Source organism: Mesorhizobium sp. M0571 (assembly GCF_040320985.1).
GTDB lineage: Bacteria > Pseudomonadota > Alphaproteobacteria > Rhizobiales > Rhizobiaceae > Mesorhizobium.
Window position 1 is genome coordinate 185904 of sequence record NZ_JAMYQT010000009.1, and the last position, 19367, is coordinate 205270.

The following is a 19367-nucleotide window of genomic DNA, read 5'->3' on the forward strand; positions in this document are numbered from 1 at the left end:
GACCAGATGATTGGAGACCCAGGTGTCGGACATGTCGCGTGACCCGATAAGCAAGACATCGGATTCGAGTGACGAGTCATTGTCGCCCGGGACCGGGGCGCCGGTGGCGCGTCTTGACGGTCTTGGAACTCCGGACCGAAGCCTTGGAAGCCCTCAACCTGAATTGCAGCAACCGGATCTTGGCGCGTCAGTCCAACTCGCCGCCGCTGAGCCGCCCAGAACCTCGAAAATGGCGGCGATCATCGTTGCGCTCACAACGCTGGCGATCGTCGGTTTATCATTGTGGTATCTCGTTCAGCCGCAGCCGCTGCTGGTGCAAGGTGAAGCCGATGCCACGCGCATCGATATCGCGGCTCGTATCGATGGCAGGATCGGACAGCGGCCGGTTTCGCGTGGCGACAATATCACGGCCGGGCAACTGCTGGTGGCGATCGATAATCCGGAGCTGTTGACGAAGCTCAGCGAAGCGCAGGCAGCAAGGGTCGTCGCTCAGGCGGACTTCACTCGCATCCAGGTAGGCACGCGCGCCGAGGAGGTTGCGGAACGCAAGGCTGAGGTCGCGTCAGCGCAGGCCAATCTAACGCTTGCCCAGCAGACCTACGACCGGGTCAAGCAGGTCACCGAGGGCGGCTTCGAATCGGTCGCAAAGCTCGACGAGGCGACCGCGTCGCTGGACGTGGCAAAGCGAACCCTGGAGCAATCAAAGCTCGCCTATCAGGAAGCTGTCGCTGGCCACACTGCCGAGGAGCGCGGTGTGGCCCAAGCTGCCGTCGCCAAGGCCGAGGCCGCGATCGCGACCTTGCAGGCGCAGGTCAATGAGATGACCGTCAAAGCGCCTATTGCGGGGCAGGTCTATCAGGTCGGCGCGGAGCTCGGCGAATATGTGTCACCCGGAGTGCCGTTGCTCTCGCTGGTGGACCTCAGCGATGTCTGGGTGGGCTTCGATCTTCGCGAGGACCTGATCAAGGATCTGAAGGTGGGGGACCGGTTCACGGTCAGGATCCCTGCTCTCGGTGACATGCCTGTAACCGTCGAGGTGCGGACCATCGCCACACGCGGCGAATATGCCGGATGGCGCGCAACGCGCGCGACTGGCGACTTCGACCTCAGGACCTTCGAGGTGCGGGCCTATCCAGTCGACAAGCTCCGCGACCTCAGGCCCGGCATGAGCGCCTACGCGGATTGGAAGGGGGCGCACTGATGCCGAGTGTGCGTCGTTCCGGCATTGTCGATGTCGCTGTCCGCGAGGTGGCCTGGATCCGCCACGACAAGGTTGCCCTGCTGCTCGTCATCGTCATCCCGCTGATTGCTTTTGCGATCCTTGCCGCCACATTCAGCAATGCGGTCATCCGGGATCTGAGGGTCGACGTGGTCGATCAGGACAGGTCGAAGACGTCCGAGACCTTCGTGCAGGCGATCAGCTCGGCACCGGGCGTCACCGTGGCGAGACGTTCCTCCGATCTCAATGGCGCCATGCATGCCGTTCGCTCCGGCGAGGCCATTGCCACGGTCTATATCCCCGAGAATCTCGAACGCGACATCGCAGGGGGGCGCCGGCCGCAGGTCGTGGTCTTCTTCAACAAACAGTTCTTCACGCCTGGCAACGTTGCCTCGAGTTCGCTGCAGGCGGCGCTATCGACAGCCATTGCCGACCTGCCGGCAGAACCACGCACCGCCACCTTCACGCTTGGTCCGCTTGTCGTCGAACAATACGTCCTCACCAATCCCGCGCTGAACTATGTGCAGTTCCTTTTGCGAGCGATCCTGCCGACCGTGCTCCATATCGTGATCGCAATTTCCGCCGGCTATGCCGTCGGCTCCGAGTTCCAGTCACGCAATATGCGCGAATGGCTGGCGACGGCCGGGGATAGCATGCTCATCGCGCTCGTCGGCAAGCTGGCGCCCTATTTCGGCATCTTTCTCGTCATGATGGCTGTCGGGCTCGGGATCATTCACGGCATTTTCGAGATACCCTTTCGCGGCGACCCTGTGCTGGTGGCCGCCGGTGCTTGCCTGCTGATCATTGCTTATTTGTCGTTGGGTGCGCTGCTGCAGCTTCTCGTCAGGAACCTTGCCCTCGGTCTCAGCCTGACCGGCATCATCTGTTCGCCAGCGTTTGGCTTCGCCGGCGTCGGTTTTCCCGTCTTGGCCATGAACATCTTCTCCCGTGCCTGGGGGGCAATGCTGCCGCTGCGCTGGTACATCCAGATCCTGTTCGACCAGGCGGCCCGTGGCGTACCGGCAGGGGATTCCGCCGAGCCTTTCATGATGCTGGGCGGATTGGCGGTCATCTACTTCAGCCTGGCCTGGCTGAGGCTGCGATCTGTTGCTCGGCATCCGCGGCCAAAGCCAATCGAAGCCCCCCAACAAGACAGGCCGGGAAGGATCGGCATTGTTCGAGCATTCATCGACGAACATCGCTGGATCATCCGCGACCGCATGGCCTTCGGTCTGATCGTCATGGCGCCGATCGTTTACGGCGTGTTCTACCCGCAACCCTATCTCGGCCAACTTATCAAGGACGTCCCTATTGCCATCGTGGATGACGATTCCTCCGACGTCAGCCGTACGATCATCCAGGCAGTCAATGCCGACGAAGCGGTGAAGGTGCTGCTTCGGCCGACGACGTTGGCCGAAGCGCAGGCCGCGCTCGCACGCCGGGAGGTGTTCGGTATCCTGGGTATTCCGGCAGGAACTGAACGCGACATCCTGAAGGGCGATCAGGCCAGACTGCCTGCCTATGTCGATTCAGCCTATTTCCTCCTCTACAATCGGACGCTGCAGGGTATTCAGGAAGGCGTGGGCGCGGTCACAGCAGATCTTGCGGCGCGCAGCGCCCGCTCGAATGGCAGCCTCTACCGCGCGGCTCTCGTGCAAAGCTCGCCTGTAGAGATTTTGAACCAGCCGCTTTTCAATCCCACCGGCGGTTATGGCAGCTACATCGTTCCAGCCGCCTTTCTGTTGATCCTGCAGCAGACGCGACTGATGGGCTCGGCCTCGGTGGCCGGGATGGCCTATGAGCAGGGCGGCCGCAGCGCTCGCCGCCGTCGTGGCACCGTGTCAGCAGTGACTGGTCAAAGCCTCGCGCACCTGCTGCTTGCATTGCCGGGCCTCGCGCTGTTCCTCATCGTGCTCCCCAGGGTCTACGGCTTCTCGGCAAGCGACCGCGTGCTCGACCTGGTCGTGCTGGCCATCCCCTTCATCCTCTCGGTCAGCCTGCTCGGCCAGTTCGTTGGCAACTGGTTCAAGCGGGGCGAAACGGCGGTTCTCCTGTTCGTCGCGATCAGTCTTCCGAGCTTCTTCCTGGTTGGCGTCGCATGGCCGCTGGAAGCGATTCCGCCGATGCTTCGGACGGCCAGCCTTATCCTTCCAAGTACCTTCGGCATCGATGGCCTGGTGCGGGTCAACCAGATGGGAGCGACTCTGACGGACGTCTGGAAAGACTGGATGGGGCTGTGGGTGCTGACAGGCGTTTACGCTGTCCTTACTATCGCCTCATCCAGAATCGCCGCGGGTTGGAGGGTGCCCGATGCTCGCTAGACCGCGATATGGTTTTGCAATCGCATTGGCCGCGGCAGGCACGATACTATGCAGTGCCAGGCAAGCGTCGGCAGAGCAGGCAAAGCCACCGATCGCCGGCATGGTCCGGCAGACCGAGATTCGCATCGCACCCGAGACGACGGGGCGACTGGCGACGATAGTCGTCATTCCAGGCCAGCGTGTCCACAAAGGCGATCTTCTTGCCGTGCTTGACAACCCCGAACTGACAGCAGCCGTTGGTGAAGCCAAAGCCGCTGCGTCGAGCGCCAAGGCAGAGCGGGATCGGGTGTATTCGGGCGTGCGGGCGGAAGAGGTGGCAATCGCCACCCAGGCCGTCCAGACGGCGCAAGCCAATCTTCTGCTCGCCCAGCAGCGCTATGACCGCGCATCGGCACTTGCGGGCAAGGACTTCGCCAGCAAACAAACGCTCGACGACAGCACGGCGTCGCTTGCAAAGGCGAAAGCTGACCTTGATCTCAAGCGGGCGCAAGTCGCCGAGGCAAGTGCTGGTCCCACCGCCGAGGAGCGTGCTGTGGCCGATGCCCAAGTGGTGTTGGCCGAGGCGACAGTCGCGGAGCTCCAGGCCCAATTGGACAAGACCAGACTGACCGCGCCGACGGACGGCACAATAGGCATTCGCGTTGGCGAGCCCGGCGAGATTATTGGTCCGGGAAAGCCGGTGATGACGTTGGAAGCGGAAGGTCAGGTGTGGTTCGCTTTCACGCTGCGTGAGGACGATCTGCACCAAATGGCGCTAGGCAAAACCGTAGCGCTGACGGTGCAGGGCGGGCGCCAGATCGAGGCTCGCGTGACGGAACTGCGCCCTCTGGGGGAATTCGCAACCTGGCGCGCGGCCCGCGCCGTCGGGAGCCATGATCTCAATTCCTTCCGACTGCGCCTTGATCCAAACGGCAGTGCTGGAAGGCTGGAGCCCGGCATGACCGTTTGGCTCACCACCCAACCGTAAGACTTGAAGGGTCGTCGGATGAGGTCGGTCGTGGGCGCGACAAGAAGACCCGGAAAGCGGCCGTCGGCTTTGAGCGCCATATTCAGAAGGGCAATCGTCTGCGACCTTCCCGTAGGGGTGGTAGATCGGAACGGATCAAAGGTGTCCGCCAGGCTCGTCTTCTTCAACAAGCAGTTCTTCGCAACCGCAATGTCACCTCCAACTCGATTCGGTCGGCAGTTTCAGCCGCCGCCGACCTCAGTGTAGGTCCGCACAGCGGCGCTCTCACACTAGGTCCTCTTGTCGTCGAACAATACGTGCTCCCAATCCCATGGTTACCTACGCACCCCTATCCGAAATCATCGCGGATCCCATCGTCCAGACTGGCGTGCTCACCACGCTGGGCGCATTGGTTACGCGCATTCTGCTCCGCAACCGACCGACCCTCCGCTTGGTCGGCCAACTGGCGTTCTTTTTGGCGCTCACTGCGCTGCTGCTATACCACGGGATCATCCCGTATGAGGTTGATCCGGCCGACATCTCTAGGGTGCAGCGCGTATTCACTGGCATCGTCAAGGTGATCTGGTGGATCAATGCCGCATGGTCGCTGATCGGCGTGGTCCGCGTATTTCTCATTCTCGATCACCAGCCCCGTGAGGGACGGCTTCTTCAGGATCTTGTCGTAGGCATCATCTACGTGACAGCGGTCCTCTCGATCATCGCTTACGTATTCAACGCCCCGGTCGGAACACTGATAGCCACATCTGGCGCCGTCGCTATTGTCCTCGGCCTTGCCTTGCAGAACACTCTGGGGGACGTCTTCTCGGGCGTAGCGCTCAATCTCGCCAAGCCTTACGGAATCGGCGACTGGCTTGTGCTGAGCAATGGCTTCGAAGGCAAGGTTGTGGAGATGAATTGGCGGGCCACCCATCTTCTGACCGGTGCAAACGACCTGGTGGTTGTCCCCAACAGCGACCTCGCGAAGGCAAGGTTGACCAACCTCAGCAGTCCCGAGCGGAGCCACGGGGTAACACTGACGGTCCGGTTCCGGCCAACCACAGCGCCGTCCACGATGGCCGATGTGATGCACTCGGTTCTCTTGAGCAGCAATTCGATCCTGACACGACCGGAGCCGAGTGTGCAAATACTGTCGCTGGACGGAGGTGCAGCGGAACTGGAGCTTGCTTTCAGGGTTGCGGACAGGGCCCTCGCCGGCAAGGCAAAGAGCGAGGTCTTCGACCTGATTTTCCGTCATGCCAAGGCGGCCGGGCTCACTCTTGCTGCGCCCATGGAAGCTGTTGGCTCCGCATTCTCGGAATCGAATGGGGTTGAGATGCCGTTCGGTTTCCATACCACGCCACGGCGACTTCTGGACGCGATCCCCCTGTTTGCCCCGCTGACCGAGGATGAGAAGGAAGCGCTCGCTTCGACGATGACACGCCGGACCTTCCGAAAGGGAGAAGCCCTCGCAAAGCAGGGGGAGGTGCTGAAGTCGCTGATGATCGTGCGCAGCGGCGTCGTAGCCGTAAATCGGCGCGAGGGCGCGCGCGAGATGGAACTGGAGCGTCTTGCGCCGGGTGACTGCTTCGGCGAAGGCGGTCTTCTGACGGAAGCCGGCGAGTTCGGCGGCATCAAGGCTCTCACTTTCGTGGTCGTTTATGAGATCACACAAAAGGGCCTGGCGCCGCTGATGCGGGATCGCCCCGCAATCGCCGACGAGCTGGCCTTGCTTCTCTCGAAGCGGAACGCATCAGAGATGCTTCGGCTCGGCCGAGGCGACGGGGCGAATGCCACGACGACGATGCCGCCGCTGCGGGCGCGTATCAGGCACCTGTTCAATCTCTGACTTCGACCAACCAATCCTTGGTAGATGGCGCGTCTAACCTCAAACAGCAGCAATCCTGCGAGAAGTGTCCAAAGCGCAGACGCTTCCTACAAGCTTTGAATAGTTTGCCGTGATCAAATGCTACTCACGGAAAACGAGACGGCCGAAAGGCCTGCCTTCGCACAAACTCGGAGGTCCCAATGTCCAATCAAGGTTTCAAACTGGTTAAGTCACGTTCTGATTTGGCGCGCATCAAAGTGATTGGGGCGGCACTCGTACTAGTCGCCATGTTCTCCATACCCGCGGCGGCGGAGGCTGGATCGCCTCTGTGCGCCTCGCGGCCGGAAATTCTGAAGCAACTTTCCACACGATTCAAAGAAGCACCCGTTGCCCTCGGTCTGGCTAAAAACGGCTCAGTCGTCGAAGTGCTGACCAGCGACGACGGCGAGACCTGGACGATCATGGTCAGCCAGCCGAACGGCCCAAGCTGCCTAGTCGCGGCCGGCGAAGGCTGGGAAGAATTGAAGCGGGTCGGCGCCAAGGGCGAGCGCGGCGCCTGATCGCGTGGATCACAAAAGAAGGAACGCCAAGATGGTTGACGTCTATTCCCGCGAAAGCGCACCGCGACATAAGTCGCGGTCCGGTATCGTCCCGATTGCTCAGCAGCTTTGGTCAGAGCAGGCATCTGACCTCGGATCGCACGCCGTTGCCCGCAGGGTGCGGGCCACGCGCCCTGACGACGCGCACGGCATCCCGCTGGCATTCCTGTCGCGGTTCATCGTTCTTCAGGCAATTGGCGCCGCCGCAATGGCCGGCCTGTGGGTCGTCGGCGTTGCCGGCAAGCCGTTCGCTGGCAACAACGGGTTTCTGTGCTGGTTGATCGTAGCCATCGGCGCCCTGGGCATTCTGTGCGTCTTCTTTCGGCGCTGGCGCGATGTCGATTGGCTGGCGACGCATGTGGTGCGGATCGGGCTGCTTGGAACCGTGGTTGGGCTCATCGTCGCCTTCTCCGCGGCGCGCGCTGGCGGCTCGGCCGACCCCAACGCAATCCGTTCGATGATCGGGTCGGTGATCGACGGCATGTATGTCGCGCTCTATGCGACGCTGCTCGGCATAGCCACGAACCTGTGGCTCAAAATCAATCTTCGACTGCTCGGTAACTTCGATGGATGAGGAAACTCTCACCGTATGGCTCGACACCGCTCTGTTGATGCTCGGCGGCTTCGTCCTCATGACCACACTCATGATGACGGTGATGAACCCGCCGGCCAAGGCGAGCGAGACCGATGGCGTCACGGCGCCCGGAAACGTCACCGTCGAGACACAATGGCCCGACAAGCTCGACGCCGATGTAGATCTGTGGGTCCAGGCGCCCGCCGATGTGCCGGTCGGCTACTCCAACAAGAGCGGCAAGGTGTTCGATCTGCTGCGCGACGACCTCGGCATGGCGCAGGACATGACCGACTCCAACCATGAAGTCGCCTATTCGCGAGGAGCTCCCGCGGGCGAATACGTCGTCAATGTTCACATGTATCGCGGCGTCAACGTTGCATATCCAATCCCGGTGAAGGTAATCGTCAGCGTAAAGTCCGATTCCACCAAGTCGTCCGCGCCGCTGGCCACAACGACGGTCCAGCTACGCAAGCCGAACCAGGAGCTTACCGCCCTGAGATTCCGGCTCGATTGGACCGGCCAACTGGTGCCAGGCAGCATCAACAGCATCTTCAAAGCCTTACGCGTGGCGGCCACCCAATGATGATCGCTCCCGTCATCTTCGCCCTGCTGCTCGGCGCGTTCATCTTCGTCATCCTGCCGCATGCAGGCATTGCCCGCCGCGCCCTCTCGGTCGGCATCTTCCTGACGCTGATCGCCGTCGTCTATGTCGGCGCGAGCGAGCTTCTTGGCCGTCCGAAGCCGTTGACGCTCGAGTGGCGCGACACGGCAAAAGCTCAAGTGGTGGGCGCCGTCCCGGTTGAGAACGAAGCCATCTACGTATGGCTCACGACGCCCGGCTCGACTGAGCCGCGCTTCTATGTGCTGCCATGGAGCCAGCAAGCCGCGCAACAACTTCAGGATGCGATGGGCAAGGCGGAGGCCGACGGCACTGGGGTTGAGATGAAGATGCAGACCGCCGACGCGGGTCTCGATACCCGCGAGCCGATGTTCTACGCTCGGCCGCAACCGGCCCTGCCGGCAAAGGACTATACGAGCGTCGTTAGCCCACTCGTTTCCAAGTGAGTCATTGACACGATCTCGGCGGCAAGCATTCGAGCTAATGTTCCGCGAGTTCGTTCCGGGCGCGTGCGTCGCCAAGGCATTCAATCATATTGACGTTCAGGTCCTGCCGGAGCCGCCGGTATCGAGTAGCCAGCGGGTCCTGTTCGACTCGTGCGATGATGTCGACGCGGAGGCCAAGATTCGCAAGATCATCGAAAGGACCTTGGCGGGCTCGAAAGGGCGGACCACTGGCCGGGCTACCGTTCGTTCACTTGCGGCCACCAATTTTATCAAGATCTGACGGTCAACGGCGTCGGGCCAAGCTCGAGATCGGTCGGCCTCGGGCGCCTGTTGGCACTCCAACGGCGGGTGCGAGCTGGCCATGGGATGCTGAGGTAGGCCGAACCGAACGGCCAGAAAGATCCTGCGAGAAACGTCAAAAGACCAGATGCTTCGTACAAGCCCTGAATCTTGAGGCGTGATCAAATGCAACTCTCGGAAACCAGACTTCCCGAAGCTCTCGATGGAGAGAAGCCATGGCCGACAATCTCGATATGACGACCGGGCAGCGCGTCACTGATGACAATATTGCCCTGCCGCCAGTTCCTGACCCGCGCGTGTTGCTTGCTTCCATTGTTCACGATTTCAACATATTGCTGACGCCGATCGTGTCCGTCCTGGAGGAGATGCAAAGTCGCGGGGTCGTAACTGCACGGCAACTGAAAAGGATTGACGGAGCGATTTATTGTGCTTTTCGCGCCAAGACGTTGGCGCGGCAACTGCTCGATTTTGCGAGCCCCCGACCACTCAATCTTGCTGCGGTCGATGTCGGTCGGCTTCTGGAACGGCTCGAGGCACCGTTTGCAAGTTTGTTGTCGACGCATTTTCGTCTTGACCTCGACATCGCTGAGGGTCTCCCCAAGGCTTGCATCGACCAGCAGCTGATCGAGCGGGCGTTGCTCAATCTCGTTTTGAACGCCCGTGACGCGATGCCGGCCGGCGGACGTGTGACGATCGCTGTTGCGCAGGATTGCCCGTCCAGCAGTCGGGCGTGGGGAAGCGGCTCGATGATCCGTCTGACAATCTCAGACTGTGGCATCGGCATGGATGAGGCGACCCTGAAAATGGCGGGGGAACCCCATTTCTCGACCAAAACAGACGGAACAGGCCTCGGCCTGGCGACCGTCAAGCAACTCATGGAACGCCAAGGTGGCGGGCTGTCGGTCGCCAGTGCGCCTCATCGCGGCACCACCATCGATCTGTGGCTGCCGGTGATGTCAGCGTCATTCGCCGATTAGCCTTGTCGATCAGCCGGCCTAAAGGAGACGTGCGATGGATGTCCGCATTCTAATCACCAAAGTTGCTTCGAGCACTCGTGATTTCTTCTGGCCGCGCTACCGACCAGAGCTGTACTACATGCGGGGCGCCGGGCCGGCTACTGCTCGCCGTGCCGTCATGGTTCGTTCGGGCCAAGTGCTGCCAACGCTGCGCGAAGAGCAGCGGCAGTCTCTCCTGGCGGCGCGCTGCTACTCGCCTGGACAGCGCTGCGCTTGGACCATCGGGCGCTACCCTGCGGACATTCACTTTGATCCGAGGATCCGTTGAGCCCGCCACCGTCGGAAGGCCGCAAGTGCGTTCCGCTCGATCGTGACCCAATCATTCCAAACACAAAACCAGCATTGGAGTAATCACCACTCTTGCTGTCGCAACCCTCCTCCTTTCAGACGGAGCTGTCTTTGCTGCAAGCGATCACTATGGGTCGCAAGATGTGCAAAGACCTGCGACAATGTCCGACCCGACATATACCTTCTCCAACGAGATCGGCACTGCTGGCGGCCAGAAGCCTCCGGCAACCAAGGACGAATACGGCCGCGGTCCTTGGGGCAGGTAATCTTTGAACGAACCTGGGAGGGCCGGGTCACCCTCGGCCCTCCTCGCCGAATAGGCTACGCAAGCACGCTAAGGTGATGCCTCGTTTGGCGCCGCGAGCATTTCGTATGCCAGGGGCTGCCTGCCGGGCGAACGACTTCTTGGATCGGGCGCGGCCGAATGTGGCAGGCCGCTTCGGGTCGCAGCAAGTCTTTACAAGAAACAGGGCAGTCCACGAGCTATTCGATTTGCATGGTCGTCAGATCGGCCAGCTGCAAGATCCCCCGGCTAATCATGAGGTGATGAGCGATGTTGGCTGAGACTGGTCCCTCCGAAAATGCCGCCGACGGTGGTGGCTCACGCACCATGCGCCCGCGAGTCGTAATCCTAGGCGCCGGTTTTGCCGGAGTGGCAGCGGCGCGGGCCCTCAAGAGATCCGATGCGGACGTTGTTCTGATCGACCGCCGCAATCATCATATCTTCCAGCCACTGCTCTATCAGGTGGCGACCGCGGTGCTTGCACCGTCCGAGATCGCGGCGCCGATCCGGCAGTTGGAAGCGAAGCAAGCCAATTTGAATGTGATGCTCGCCGATGTAGTAGATGTCGATTCGACTCATCGCACGATCGATGCCCTCTTTCCCGGGATCGGCATCCGCAAGGTACGGTTCGATGTGCTAGTGGTCGCCACGGGCACGCGTCCGAGCTATTTCGGCCACGACGAATTCGCAGCCTTTGCACCGGGGATCAAGAATCTCGCTGACGCCGAGATAATTCGAACCAAGATCCTCAGCGCGTTCGAAATGGCAGAGGCGACCGACGATGAGACCGAGCGCGCCCGCCAGATGAACTTTGTGCTCGTCGGGGCCGGACCGACCGGTGTCGAACTTGCGGCATCGATTGCACAAATGGTGAGGATCACACTGCGTCGGAATTTCAGGCAGATCGATCCGGCAACCAGCACGATCACCTTGATCGAGGGAGGAGATCGGGTTCTTCCGAGCTTTGCTCCGTCACTGTCGAAAAAGGTCGCCAGACACCTCGCCAAGCTCGGCGTGAAGGTTGCGACCGGCGTCAAGGTGGATCGTGTCGACGCCCAGGGTGTGATCGCGGGCGGCGAAAGAATTCCAAGCGCGACCGTTTTGTGGACGGCAGGCATGGCCGCATCGCCGATCATCCAGCTGCTCGGCGCCAAAACGGACCGAGCGGGCAGGGCGCTGGTCGAACCTTTCCTCAATTTGCCGGGCCAGCCGAACATATTCGTGGTCGGCGACGCCGCGTCCATACAGCAGGACGGGCGACCCGTACCCGGCGTCGCGCAGGCAGCCATCCAGCAAGGGCGCTATGTGGGACGAGTCATCTCCGATCAAATCAAAGGGCGCGAACCAAAGCGGGCGTTTCGATACCGAGACAAGGGCAACATGGCGGTCGTCGGCAAGAACTTCGCCATCCTGGAGGCCGGTCATCTGAAAACGGCTGGCTTCCTGACCTGGTTTATATGGGCTTTCGTTCACCTGTTGGCTCTACCCCAGCTTCAAAACCGCTGGCGGGTTCAATCGCAATGGCTGTGGTCGTATCTGACCGGCCAGCGCAGCTCGCGGCTGATCTCCGAAACGCCGCGACCCACAAATGCCGCGGTCACGACCAAGCAAACCACGGCGCCGTGATCCGTCTGGCGCGCGAAAGCGACGATCTCTCAAGTCAGCCACGCCGCTGTCGGACGTGAGTTCGCCTGGCCAACGGCGACTTCTTTGCCTCTGCGCTTGCGGGGGTTTGCGAGGGAGTCGCGCTACCGTATGTTTGTCGAAATCAAGCGAATTGCTGGGCGCTATTCCTTTGCCATTTGGCAGTCTGACTTGCCGCCGAGACAAACAAGCCGGCGCACGTCGATCAAATCCAGCGACGACCGGTCCCGATAAGCTCCTGCTGCAACCGATTGAAGTGCGCGGCAGCTGGTAGGAGCGCGGCAATGACCAAGAAACCCACGACCGACGATCGTTCTGATCGAGCGACGCTCACAGAAGCCGCCAACCATCTGACGAATGGCCTGATTGATCAACTGCACGACATCCTCGAACACACCGCGCAGGAAAATCTGAGAAGCGCACGAGAATGCGGCCAGACGGCGCTCAATGTGATGCAGGCCGCGGCGGTGCTCAGGACGGTCCACGGCTATGCCTGCATGACATCCAGGCGGCTCCAGCAGATCGCGTCGCTCATGCAGTTGGGGGAGGGGGCGGGTGACAGACCTGAGCACCTCGAATTCTGTGACCGCGAAGGCCCCGGCTGCGCGTGCGAGATAGTGTGCAGATACAAGCCGAAACACCTTCGTACGGAGGGCGAGAAGGCGTTCGCCGACGCCGAGCGACAGAGCCGTCAGTTCTTTCAGAACCAACCGCCGAATGGATAGCGCGAACCAAGCTCACGTTTCGAGCCTGAAAACATGGCCTTGCCGGCAAGCAAGCTCCGTCCGTCAGGGCCAGCCGTCTTCATCCTCACTGCCAAACCGTGCTCCTGGGCGTTGCAAAGTCACTGGGTCAACCTGATTTTTGATCCCGTTCGTGGACGGCAGTTCACGTCGCGCCCACGTACAAATCAACGCTGGAGGCGCGCCAAATCGGGCACAGGCGTCCTACCCGCCGCAGAGTTCTCCAAGAAGAAGCCGCCGGCTGAAGCCATAGTCCTACTCACACTTTATTCCGAGAGATCGGACAATCGAGCAGGAGAGCGAGAATGGCAGTGGCAATCGCAACCAAGGAAGACAAGCAGGCCAAGCCTTTGCCGGCGCCAAACAGCGACTTCTACCAGCTTGTCGATGTCCTGACCCCCGACGAATTGGCGGTGGTCAAGAAGGTGCGAGCCTACATGGAGAGCAAGGTCCAGCCGATTATCAACAAATACTGGTCTGATGATGCGTTTCCCTTCGAGCTGCTGCCTTCGTTCAAGGAGCTGGGACTCGGCGGGCTCGGATACGAGGGCTATGGCTGTGCCGGCGGCAGCCAGAAGCTGTTCGGCTTCGTCGCTATGGAGTTGGCACGCGTCGACGCTTCGTTCTGCACCTTCTTCGGCGTGCACAGCGGTCTCGCCATGGGCTCGATCTATCTCGACGGCTCTGAGGAGCAGAAGCAGAAGTGGCTGCCGCCGATGGCGCGCTGGGAAAAGATCGGCTGCTTCGGCCTTACCGAGCCATTGGTCGGTTCGGGCACGAGCGGAGGGCTGACCACGACCGCCAAGCGCGAGGGCGACACCTGGGTGCTCAATGGGCAGAAGCGCTGGATCGGCAACGCGACGTGGTGCGACGTTTCGATCATCTGGGCGCGTGACCTTGCCGACAATCAGGTGAAAGGCTTCATCGTCGAGAACAAGACGACGCCGGGATTCAGCGTCGAGAAGATCGAGCACAAGATCGCGCTCAAGGTCGTTCAGAACGGCGTGATTACGCTGAAAGACGTCCGCGTGTCGGAAGCCAACCGCCTGCAGGGCGGCAACTCGTTCCGTGATACCGCGCGCGTGTTGCGGATGACGCGCTACATGGTCGGCTGGGCATCGACCGGCATCCAGATGGGCGCGTTCGAAGCAACACTGAAATATACGCAGGAGCGTCTGCAGTTCGGCAAGCCGATCGCTTCATTCCAAATGGTGCAGGATATCCTCGCCAAGATGCTCGCCAACCTGACCGCGTGCCAGTGCCTGATGGTCCGCCTGGCGCAGATGGATGACGAAGGCAAGCTTGCCGACCATCACGCCTCGCTGGCCAAGGCGTTCTGCACGGCAAAGTCACGCGAGACGGTTGCATGGGGGCGTGAACTGCTCGGCGGCAACGGCATCGTTGCCGACTACAATGTCGCGCGCTTCTTCAACGACGCCGAAGCGCTCTACTCATACGAAGGCACCTACCAGATGCAGAATCTGATCGTCGGTAAAGCCATTACCGGCCTCGGCGCATTCGTGTGAGCAGCGGCGAGCCAGGGTCGCTCCCCCCACCCTGGCTCGCCCCCCCTTTCCTGAACAGGAGATTCATCATGGCCGTGGAAACGGCGGGCCTGGCGCTCGCAAACGTGCTCTATGCGAAGAAGGGCAGCATTGCCTACGTCACCGTCAATCGCCCAAAGGTCCTCAACGCGCTCAACACGCCGACATGGTCGGATTTGAGAAAGGCCTTCGAGGACGCTCGCGACGATGTCACGATACGCGGCGTCATTCTGACGGGTGCCGGCGATAAGGCTTTCATCGCCGGCGCCGACATCAGCGAGCTCGCGCAGTTGTCAGCGTTCGAGGCTGAACAGTCCAGTCGCTTCGGGCAAGGGGTACTGGACCTCGTCGAGAATCTTGGCAAGCCGGTGATCGCGGCTGTGAACGGATTTGCGCTCGGTGGCGGCTGTGAGACGGCGATGGCCTGTACCATCAGGATCGCGGTGGAAACGGCGCGGTTCGGCCAGCCGGAAGTCGCACTGGGCCTGGTGCCCGGTGGTGGCGGAACGCAGCGACTGCCGCGGCTCGTCGGCAAGGGCCGCGCCCTTCAGCTCATCCTCTCGGGCGAGATGATCACGGCGCAAGAGGCGTATCGAATCGGGCTGGTCAACGAGATTGTTCCGGCCGCCGAGTTGATCACACGCGCCGAGGCCGTCCTGCACAAGATCGCCTCCAACGCTCCGATTGCCATCAGGTTCGCGCTCGAGGCGGCAAACAAGGGGATGGAGACGAGCCAGGGCGAAGGCCTGCTGCTCGAGGCCTCCTACTTCGGGCTCTGCGCCGCAACCGAGGACAAGAAGGAGGGCACGGCCGCCTTCCTCGAGAAGCGCGCGCCACAGTTTCGTGGGCGCTGAAGACCCCGACGCACACGGCAATTCAGAAAGGACAAACCATATGGCAACCGACAACATTTTCGCCGGACTGAAGGTGGTGGACCTGGCCAGCTTCATCGCGGGGCCAGCCGCTGCGGTGATCCTGTCCGACTTCGGCGCCGACGTCATCAAGGTCGAGCCGCCAACCGGCGACACGTGGCGGATTGGATACAGGGTTCCGCCGCAGCCGCAATCAAAAGACAACTATCCATGGCATCTCAACAATCGCAACAAGCGCGGACTGGCGCTCGATCTGAAGTCGCCGCAAGCGCAGGAAGTTTTGCGGCGGCTGGTCGAATGGACGGACGTTCTAATCGTCAACACGCCGCATCCGGCTCGCGAAAAACTCAAGCTCGGCTATGACGATGTCGCGGCGTGGAACCCGCGGCTGATCTATGCGGACGTTACCGGCTATGGCGACAACGGGCCTGACGCCCAGCTCCCGGGATTCGACCTTACGGCGTACTGGGCCCGAAGCGGCCTGCTGTCGCTAACGCGCGATGCGGGTGCCCCGCCGACATTCCCGGTCACCGGAAGTGGTGACCATGCGACGGCGGTCATCCTTTATTCGGCAATTGTCACCGCACTGTACCGGCGCGAACGCACCGGAAAGGGCTCGTACGTCACCACTTCGTTGCTCGCCGCTGGCGTCTGGGCCTCTGCGGTCATGGCACAGGCCGCGCTTGCCGACGCCACGTTCTTCCCGTTGCATGATCGCGCCAATCCGCCGAACGCGACCTTGAATGTCTATCGGGCGGCCGACGAGACATGGTTCTTGATCGTGCTGACACCCGACAAATGGCCGGCTCTGGCCAATGCGATCGGTCGTCCGGATCTCTTGACGGATGCCCGTTTCGCGGACCCAGCGAAACAGGCAGCGAATTCAGGGCAACTCACGGCGATCCTGGATCAGATCTTTGCCGCGCAGCCGATGGCCCATTGGCGCGAAGTCTTCGAACAGGCCCACCTCACCTTTGGCGTGGTGCAGGCGCCCACCGACGTGATCAAGGATCCGCAGCTCAGGGCGAATGACATCGTCATGCCGCTCGATGGCGCTGGTGGGAACCTCAAATTCACGATTGGCAGCCCCCTGCAGGTGCATGGCGTCCCCAAGGCTCCGGCCCGACGCGCGCCAGAGCTCGGCGAACACAGCGAGGAAATCCTCGAGCAGCTCGGCTTCGACACGAGCGATATAGCCGCTCTGCGCACCAGCGGCACCGTGCCGAAGGCACCGGGACGCGCCGCGTAGAGCGAGGTTCGCACCATACCGAGCTAAACGATCATTGCACGGAAATTGAAGACGATGGATGACATAGTTACGGAATGGTCCGACGGCGTACTTCGCATTGAACTCAACCGGCCGGAAAAGAAGAACGCGCTGACTTCGAGCATGTACGCGAAGCTCGCCGATATCTTCAATGAGGCGGGCAAGGACGACAGTGTCCTCGTCGTGCTTTGGCACGGCGCAGGGGATGCTTTCAGCGCCGGCAACGATATCCAGGACTTTCTGAAGAATCCTCCAGGTCCTGGAGAATCCAGCCAGGCCCGACTCATGAATGCACTGGCCGATTTCGACAAGCCGATCGTTGCGGCTGTGCGCGGCGCCGCGATTGGAAGCGGAACGACGGTGCTGTTGCACTGCGACTTCGTCTACGCAGGCGAAAGCACCAGATTTCAGATGCCTTTCATCAACCTTGCCGTGGTGCCTGAATTTGGCTCGAGCTACGCCGTTCCGGCTGCGATCGGGCACATCCGCGCGGCCGAGTTGATTCTGCTGGGATCGGCATTCGATGCCAGGCGCGCCACGGAGTTGGGATTGGTCACGCAGGTCGTGCTCGATGAGAACCTACTGCCGGTGGCGACCGAAACGGCGCGCAAGCTGGCAGCGAAACCGGCTGGTGCGCTGCAAGCGTCCAAGCGACTTCTGAAGCGTCCCTTTCGTGAACAGACCAAGGCGGCGATGCAGGCCGAGAACGATGCGTTCAGCGTGCATGTCCGCTCCGAGGAGGCGAAGGAAGCGCTGACGGCCTTTATGGAAAAGCGCCCTCCTGACTTCACCAAAACCAGGAAACCTCCAGCGGCCGCATAGAGCCATTCCCGGCGAACAAACATCCAGAGATGCCACAGCTCGGCATCGCGGCCCTGAGCTATGAAAGGAAAGAGCCATGAACGACGCTTCCGCGACGAAGTCGAAATCAATATCGGGCAGCAGGGACACGGTCGGCCGACTGTTCGTTCTCGAGCTGAGTGGCGACCGTATCCATTCGATGAGCCCGGACGGCTCCGACCGGAAGGTGATCGTCACTGGTTGCCATCTGCCCGACGGCATCGTGGTCGATGTCGAGGCCGGCCATATCTACTGGACGAATATGGGAGTGCCCTACCTTGACGACGGGTCCATAGAGCGTGCCGACCTCGATGGCAGCAATCGCAGGGTCATCGTCCCCCAGGGCATCACACACACGCCCAAGCAGCTCCATTTGGAGAAGCGGAGCGGCAAGCTCTACTGGTGCGACCGCGAGGGCATGCGGGTGATGCGCGCAAATCTCAACGGCACAAATGTCGAGACCCTGGTCCAGACGGGCGAGGGCGAAGACGATAGCCGTGACGCCACCAAATGGTGCGTCGGTATCACGGTCGATCCCGTGCGTGGGCAAATCTACTGGACGCAGAAGGGTCCGGACAATGCCGGCCTCGGCTGCATCTTCCGGGCGAGTATACACCTGCCTAAGGGGGAGGACGCCGCCAGTCGAACGGACATCGAAACGTGGTTCGACGAGCTGCCTGAACCGATCGACCTCGAGCTCGATCTCGAAAGCCGCGTCCTCTACTGGACGGATCGCGGCAATCCGCCGGCCGGCAATACCGTCAATCGTGCCTCGATCGATGCGCCGGCCAGGAATGGATACGCACCGGAGCTCGTCGTCAGCGATCTGATGGAAGGCATCGGTATCGCGCTCGATGTTCCCGGCGATCGGATGTTCGTCACCGACCTCGGTGGCTCGGTCTATACCGCAAAGCTCGATGGCTCCGAGAAGCGTACGTTTCTCTTCGCCCAAGGCAATCTGTCCGGCGTCGCATACGCCGAAATTCCCTCGAAGGAGAAATGACCATGGCTGGCAGCAAGCAGATCTCTCAGGTCACCATCATAGGTACGGGTGTTATCGGCGCCAGCTGGGCGGCACAATTTCTTGCAAAGGGCCTCGATGTCGTGGCGACAGACATCGCTCCCAATGCGGAAGCTTCATTGAGACGCTTTGTCGACGCGGCCTGGCCCGCGCTCGACAGGCTGGGGCTCGCTCCCGGCGCCTCGCCGATGCGGCTGGCCTTTACCGCCGACATGTCGGAGGCCGTCAAGGGAGCTGATCTCGTCCAGGAGAACGGACCGGAGCGGATCGACTTCAAGAAAAAGCTGTACGGTCAGCTCGACGAACTGCTGCCGTCCGATGTGATCATCGCCTCGAGCTCATCGGGCCTGACAATGAGCGAGATCCAGTCCGGCTGCCCGCACCACCCGGAGCGCTGCGTCATCGCGCATCCGTTCAATCCGCCGCATCTGGTTCCGCTGGTCGAGATCGTCGGCGGCGCGAAGACGTCCGAGGAGACGATCCGGCGCGCTTCGGAATTCTATACGGCTCTGGGCAAGAAAACGGTCCGGCTGCACAAGGAAGTGCCCGGGCATGTCGCCAACCGGCTGCAGGCTGCGCTTGCCCGCGAGGTGTATCATCTGGTTGGCGAGGGCGTCGTCAGTGTCGCCGACGTCGACACCGCGGTCTCCTGGGGACCGGGACTGCGGTGGGGCATCATGGGCCAGGTCCTGCTCAATCATCTCGGCGGCGGCCAAGGTGGCATGGAGCATTTCCTGCAGCAGTTCACCGGTCCGATGACGGCCTGGTGGAAGGTCCTGGGTTCGCCCGAGCTGACACCGGAGCTGCAGCAGAAGCTGATCGACGGCGTTCGCGCCGAGGTGGGCTCGCGGTCGATCGACGACTTGGCCGGAGAACGAGACGAGGTTCTCCTTGGTCTTCTGGAATTGCGCAACAAGGCGGCTGAGGAAGCGTCGCAGTCGAGAAAGGCCGATCGCGTCGCGTAGAGACCGTCATTAAACCATTTGGCCGGCGTCCTCGC

19 protein-coding genes are annotated in these 19367 nt (G+C 61.5%); all 19 read left to right on the forward strand.

The features are described from left to right. Positions 1 to 229 precede the first annotated feature (229 nt). The 19 genes from NKI85_RS13805 (at position 230) to NKI85_RS13900 (ending at position 19332) form a co-directional block, all read left to right on the forward strand. The gene (locus NKI85_RS13805) at positions 230 to 1201 is read left to right on the forward strand and encodes an HlyD family secretion protein (RefSeq protein WP_352527370.1); all 972 of its coding nucleotides are present in this window, start codon (positions 230 to 232) and stop codon (positions 1199 to 1201) included. Beyond that, positions 1201 to 3540 carry an ABC transporter permease gene (locus NKI85_RS13810; RefSeq protein ID WP_352776822.1) on the forward strand — a complete coding sequence of 780 codons (2340 nt, stop codon included), beginning with the start codon at positions 1201 to 1203 and terminating at the stop codon, positions 3538 to 3540. Before NKI85_RS13805 ends, NKI85_RS13810 begins: the two co-directional genes overlap by 1 nt. After that, positions 3530 to 4507, forward strand: a complete 978-nt coding sequence (locus tag NKI85_RS13815) for an HlyD family secretion protein (RefSeq protein ID WP_352527372.1) — start codon at positions 3530 to 3532, stop codon at positions 4505 to 4507. Before NKI85_RS13810 ends, NKI85_RS13815 begins: the two co-directional genes overlap by 11 nt. A gap of 310 nt (positions 4508 to 4817) precedes the next feature. Further along, positions 4818 to 6332, forward strand: coding sequence for a mechanosensitive ion channel domain-containing protein (locus NKI85_RS13820; RefSeq protein WP_352776823.1), 1515 nt, complete (start codon positions 4818 to 4820; stop codon positions 6330 to 6332). Between the two features lie 179 nt (positions 6333 to 6511). Continuing rightward, on the forward strand, positions 6512 to 6871 hold the full coding sequence (locus NKI85_RS13825; protein ID WP_352527374.1) for a hypothetical protein: 360 nt from the start codon (positions 6512 to 6514) through the stop codon (positions 6869 to 6871). Between the two features lie 31 nt (positions 6872 to 6902). Continuing rightward, complete coding sequence (locus NKI85_RS13830) at positions 6903 to 7484, forward strand: MotA/TolQ/ExbB proton channel family protein (RefSeq protein ID WP_352527375.1); 582 nt, start codon at positions 6903 to 6905, stop codon at positions 7482 to 7484. Further along, on the forward strand, positions 7477 to 8067 hold the full coding sequence (locus NKI85_RS13835) for a DUF2135 domain-containing protein (protein ID WP_352527376.1): 591 nt from the start codon (positions 7477 to 7479) through the stop codon (positions 8065 to 8067). The genes NKI85_RS13830 and NKI85_RS13835 overlap by 8 nt, the downstream gene beginning before the upstream one ends. Then, positions 8064 to 8549 (forward strand): hypothetical protein, encoded by a 486-nt coding sequence (locus tag NKI85_RS13840; protein ID WP_352527377.1) that lies wholly within the window; start codon positions 8064 to 8066, stop codon positions 8547 to 8549. The genes NKI85_RS13835 and NKI85_RS13840 overlap by 4 nt, the downstream gene beginning before the upstream one ends. A 37-nt stretch (positions 8550 to 8586) precedes the next feature. Continuing rightward, positions 8587 to 8829 (forward strand): NAD(P)-binding domain-containing protein, encoded by a 243-nt coding sequence (locus NKI85_RS13845; RefSeq protein ID WP_352527378.1) that lies wholly within the window; start codon positions 8587 to 8589, stop codon positions 8827 to 8829. Between the two features lie 235 nt (positions 8830 to 9064). Continuing rightward, positions 9065 to 9826 carry a sensor histidine kinase gene (locus NKI85_RS13850; RefSeq protein ID WP_352527379.1) on the forward strand — a complete coding sequence of 254 codons (762 nt, stop codon included), beginning with the start codon at positions 9065 to 9067 and terminating at the stop codon, positions 9824 to 9826. A gap of 34 nt (positions 9827 to 9860) precedes the next feature. Next, positions 9861 to 10133: a hypothetical protein gene (locus NKI85_RS13855; RefSeq protein ID WP_352527398.1), complete on the forward strand. Its 273-nt coding sequence runs from the start codon at positions 9861 to 9863 to the stop codon at positions 10131 to 10133. Between the two features lie 573 nt (positions 10134 to 10706). Continuing rightward, complete coding sequence (locus tag NKI85_RS13865) at positions 10707 to 12062, forward strand: NAD(P)/FAD-dependent oxidoreductase (RefSeq protein ID WP_352527380.1); 1356 nt, start codon at positions 10707 to 10709, stop codon at positions 12060 to 12062. A 302-nt stretch (positions 12063 to 12364) separates the two neighbouring features. Next, positions 12365 to 12805 (forward strand): hypothetical protein, encoded by a 441-nt coding sequence (locus NKI85_RS13870; protein WP_352527381.1) that lies wholly within the window; start codon positions 12365 to 12367, stop codon positions 12803 to 12805. 323 nt (positions 12806 to 13128) lie between these two features. Next, complete coding sequence (locus NKI85_RS13875; protein WP_352527382.1) at positions 13129 to 14349, forward strand: acyl-CoA dehydrogenase family protein; 1221 nt, start codon at positions 13129 to 13131, stop codon at positions 14347 to 14349. After that, positions 14346 to 15221, forward strand: coding sequence for an enoyl-CoA hydratase-related protein (locus NKI85_RS13880; RefSeq protein WP_502900659.1), 876 nt, complete (start codon positions 14346 to 14348; stop codon positions 15219 to 15221). The genes NKI85_RS13875 and NKI85_RS13880 overlap by 4 nt, the downstream gene beginning before the upstream one ends. A gap of 40 nt (positions 15222 to 15261) precedes the next feature. Continuing rightward, positions 15262 to 16488 carry a CaiB/BaiF CoA transferase family protein gene (locus NKI85_RS13885; protein ID WP_352527383.1) on the forward strand — a complete coding sequence of 409 codons (1227 nt, stop codon included), beginning with the start codon at positions 15262 to 15264 and terminating at the stop codon, positions 16486 to 16488. Positions 16489 to 16542: 54 nt separating this feature from the next. Continuing rightward, positions 16543 to 17328, forward strand: coding sequence for an enoyl-CoA hydratase (locus tag NKI85_RS13890; RefSeq protein WP_352527397.1), 786 nt, complete (start codon positions 16543 to 16545; stop codon positions 17326 to 17328). Between the two features lie 76 nt (positions 17329 to 17404). Then, complete coding sequence (locus NKI85_RS13895) at positions 17405 to 18349, forward strand: 3-hydroxyacyl-CoA dehydrogenase (protein WP_352527384.1); 945 nt, start codon at positions 17405 to 17407, stop codon at positions 18347 to 18349. 2 nt (positions 18350 to 18351) lie between these two features. Further along, on the forward strand, positions 18352 to 19332 hold the full coding sequence (locus NKI85_RS13900) for a 3-hydroxyacyl-CoA dehydrogenase NAD-binding domain-containing protein (RefSeq protein ID WP_352527385.1): 981 nt from the start codon (positions 18352 to 18354) through the stop codon (positions 19330 to 19332). Positions 19333 to 19367: the final 35 nt, after the last annotated feature.

What these genes read in the sequence shown, in the direction of transcription:
- NKI85_RS13885 (WP_352527383.1), top strand. Translation starts at nt 15,262, where the DNA reads ATGGCAACCGACAACATTTTCGCCGGACTGAAGGTGGTGGACCTGGCC.
- NKI85_RS13810 (WP_352776822.1), top strand. Translation starts at nt 1,201, where the DNA reads ATGCCGAGTGTGCGTCGTTCCGGCATTGTCGATGTCGCTGTCCGCGAG.
- NKI85_RS13875 (WP_352527382.1), top strand. Translation starts at nt 13,129, where the DNA reads ATGGCAGTGGCAATCGCAACCAAGGAAGACAAGCAGGCCAAGCCTTTG.
- NKI85_RS13900 (WP_352527385.1), top strand. Translation starts at nt 18,352, where the DNA reads ATGGCTGGCAGCAAGCAGATCTCTCAGGTCACCATCATAGGTACGGGT.
- NKI85_RS13850 (WP_352527379.1), top strand. Translation starts at nt 9,065, where the DNA reads ATGGCCGACAATCTCGATATGACGACCGGGCAGCGCGTCACTGATGAC.
- NKI85_RS13845 (WP_352527378.1), top strand. Translation starts at nt 8,587, where the DNA reads ATGTTCCGCGAGTTCGTTCCGGGCGCGTGCGTCGCCAAGGCATTCAAT.
- NKI85_RS13855 (WP_352527398.1), top strand. Translation starts at nt 9,861, where the DNA reads ATGGATGTCCGCATTCTAATCACCAAAGTTGCTTCGAGCACTCGTGAT.
- NKI85_RS13865 (WP_352527380.1), top strand. Translation starts at nt 10,707, where the DNA reads ATGTTGGCTGAGACTGGTCCCTCCGAAAATGCCGCCGACGGTGGTGGC.
- NKI85_RS13815 (WP_352527372.1), top strand. Translation starts at nt 3,530, where the DNA reads ATGCTCGCTAGACCGCGATATGGTTTTGCAATCGCATTGGCCGCGGCA.
- NKI85_RS13805 (WP_352527370.1), top strand. Translation starts at nt 230, where the DNA reads ATGGCGGCGATCATCGTTGCGCTCACAACGCTGGCGATCGTCGGTTTA.
- NKI85_RS13870 (WP_352527381.1), top strand. Translation starts at nt 12,365, where the DNA reads ATGACCAAGAAACCCACGACCGACGATCGTTCTGATCGAGCGACGCTC.
- NKI85_RS13895 (WP_352527384.1), top strand. Translation starts at nt 17,405, where the DNA reads ATGAACGACGCTTCCGCGACGAAGTCGAAATCAATATCGGGCAGCAGG.
- NKI85_RS13830 (WP_352527375.1), top strand. Translation starts at nt 6,903, where the DNA reads ATGGTTGACGTCTATTCCCGCGAAAGCGCACCGCGACATAAGTCGCGG.
- NKI85_RS13825 (WP_352527374.1), top strand. Translation starts at nt 6,512, where the DNA reads ATGTCCAATCAAGGTTTCAAACTGGTTAAGTCACGTTCTGATTTGGCG.
- NKI85_RS13840 (WP_352527377.1), top strand. Translation starts at nt 8,064, where the DNA reads ATGATGATCGCTCCCGTCATCTTCGCCCTGCTGCTCGGCGCGTTCATC.
- NKI85_RS13820 (WP_352776823.1), top strand. Translation starts at nt 4,818, where the DNA reads ATGGTTACCTACGCACCCCTATCCGAAATCATCGCGGATCCCATCGTC.
- NKI85_RS13835 (WP_352527376.1), top strand. Translation starts at nt 7,477, where the DNA reads ATGGATGAGGAAACTCTCACCGTATGGCTCGACACCGCTCTGTTGATG.
- NKI85_RS13890 (WP_352527397.1), top strand. Translation starts at nt 16,543, where the DNA reads ATGGATGACATAGTTACGGAATGGTCCGACGGCGTACTTCGCATTGAA.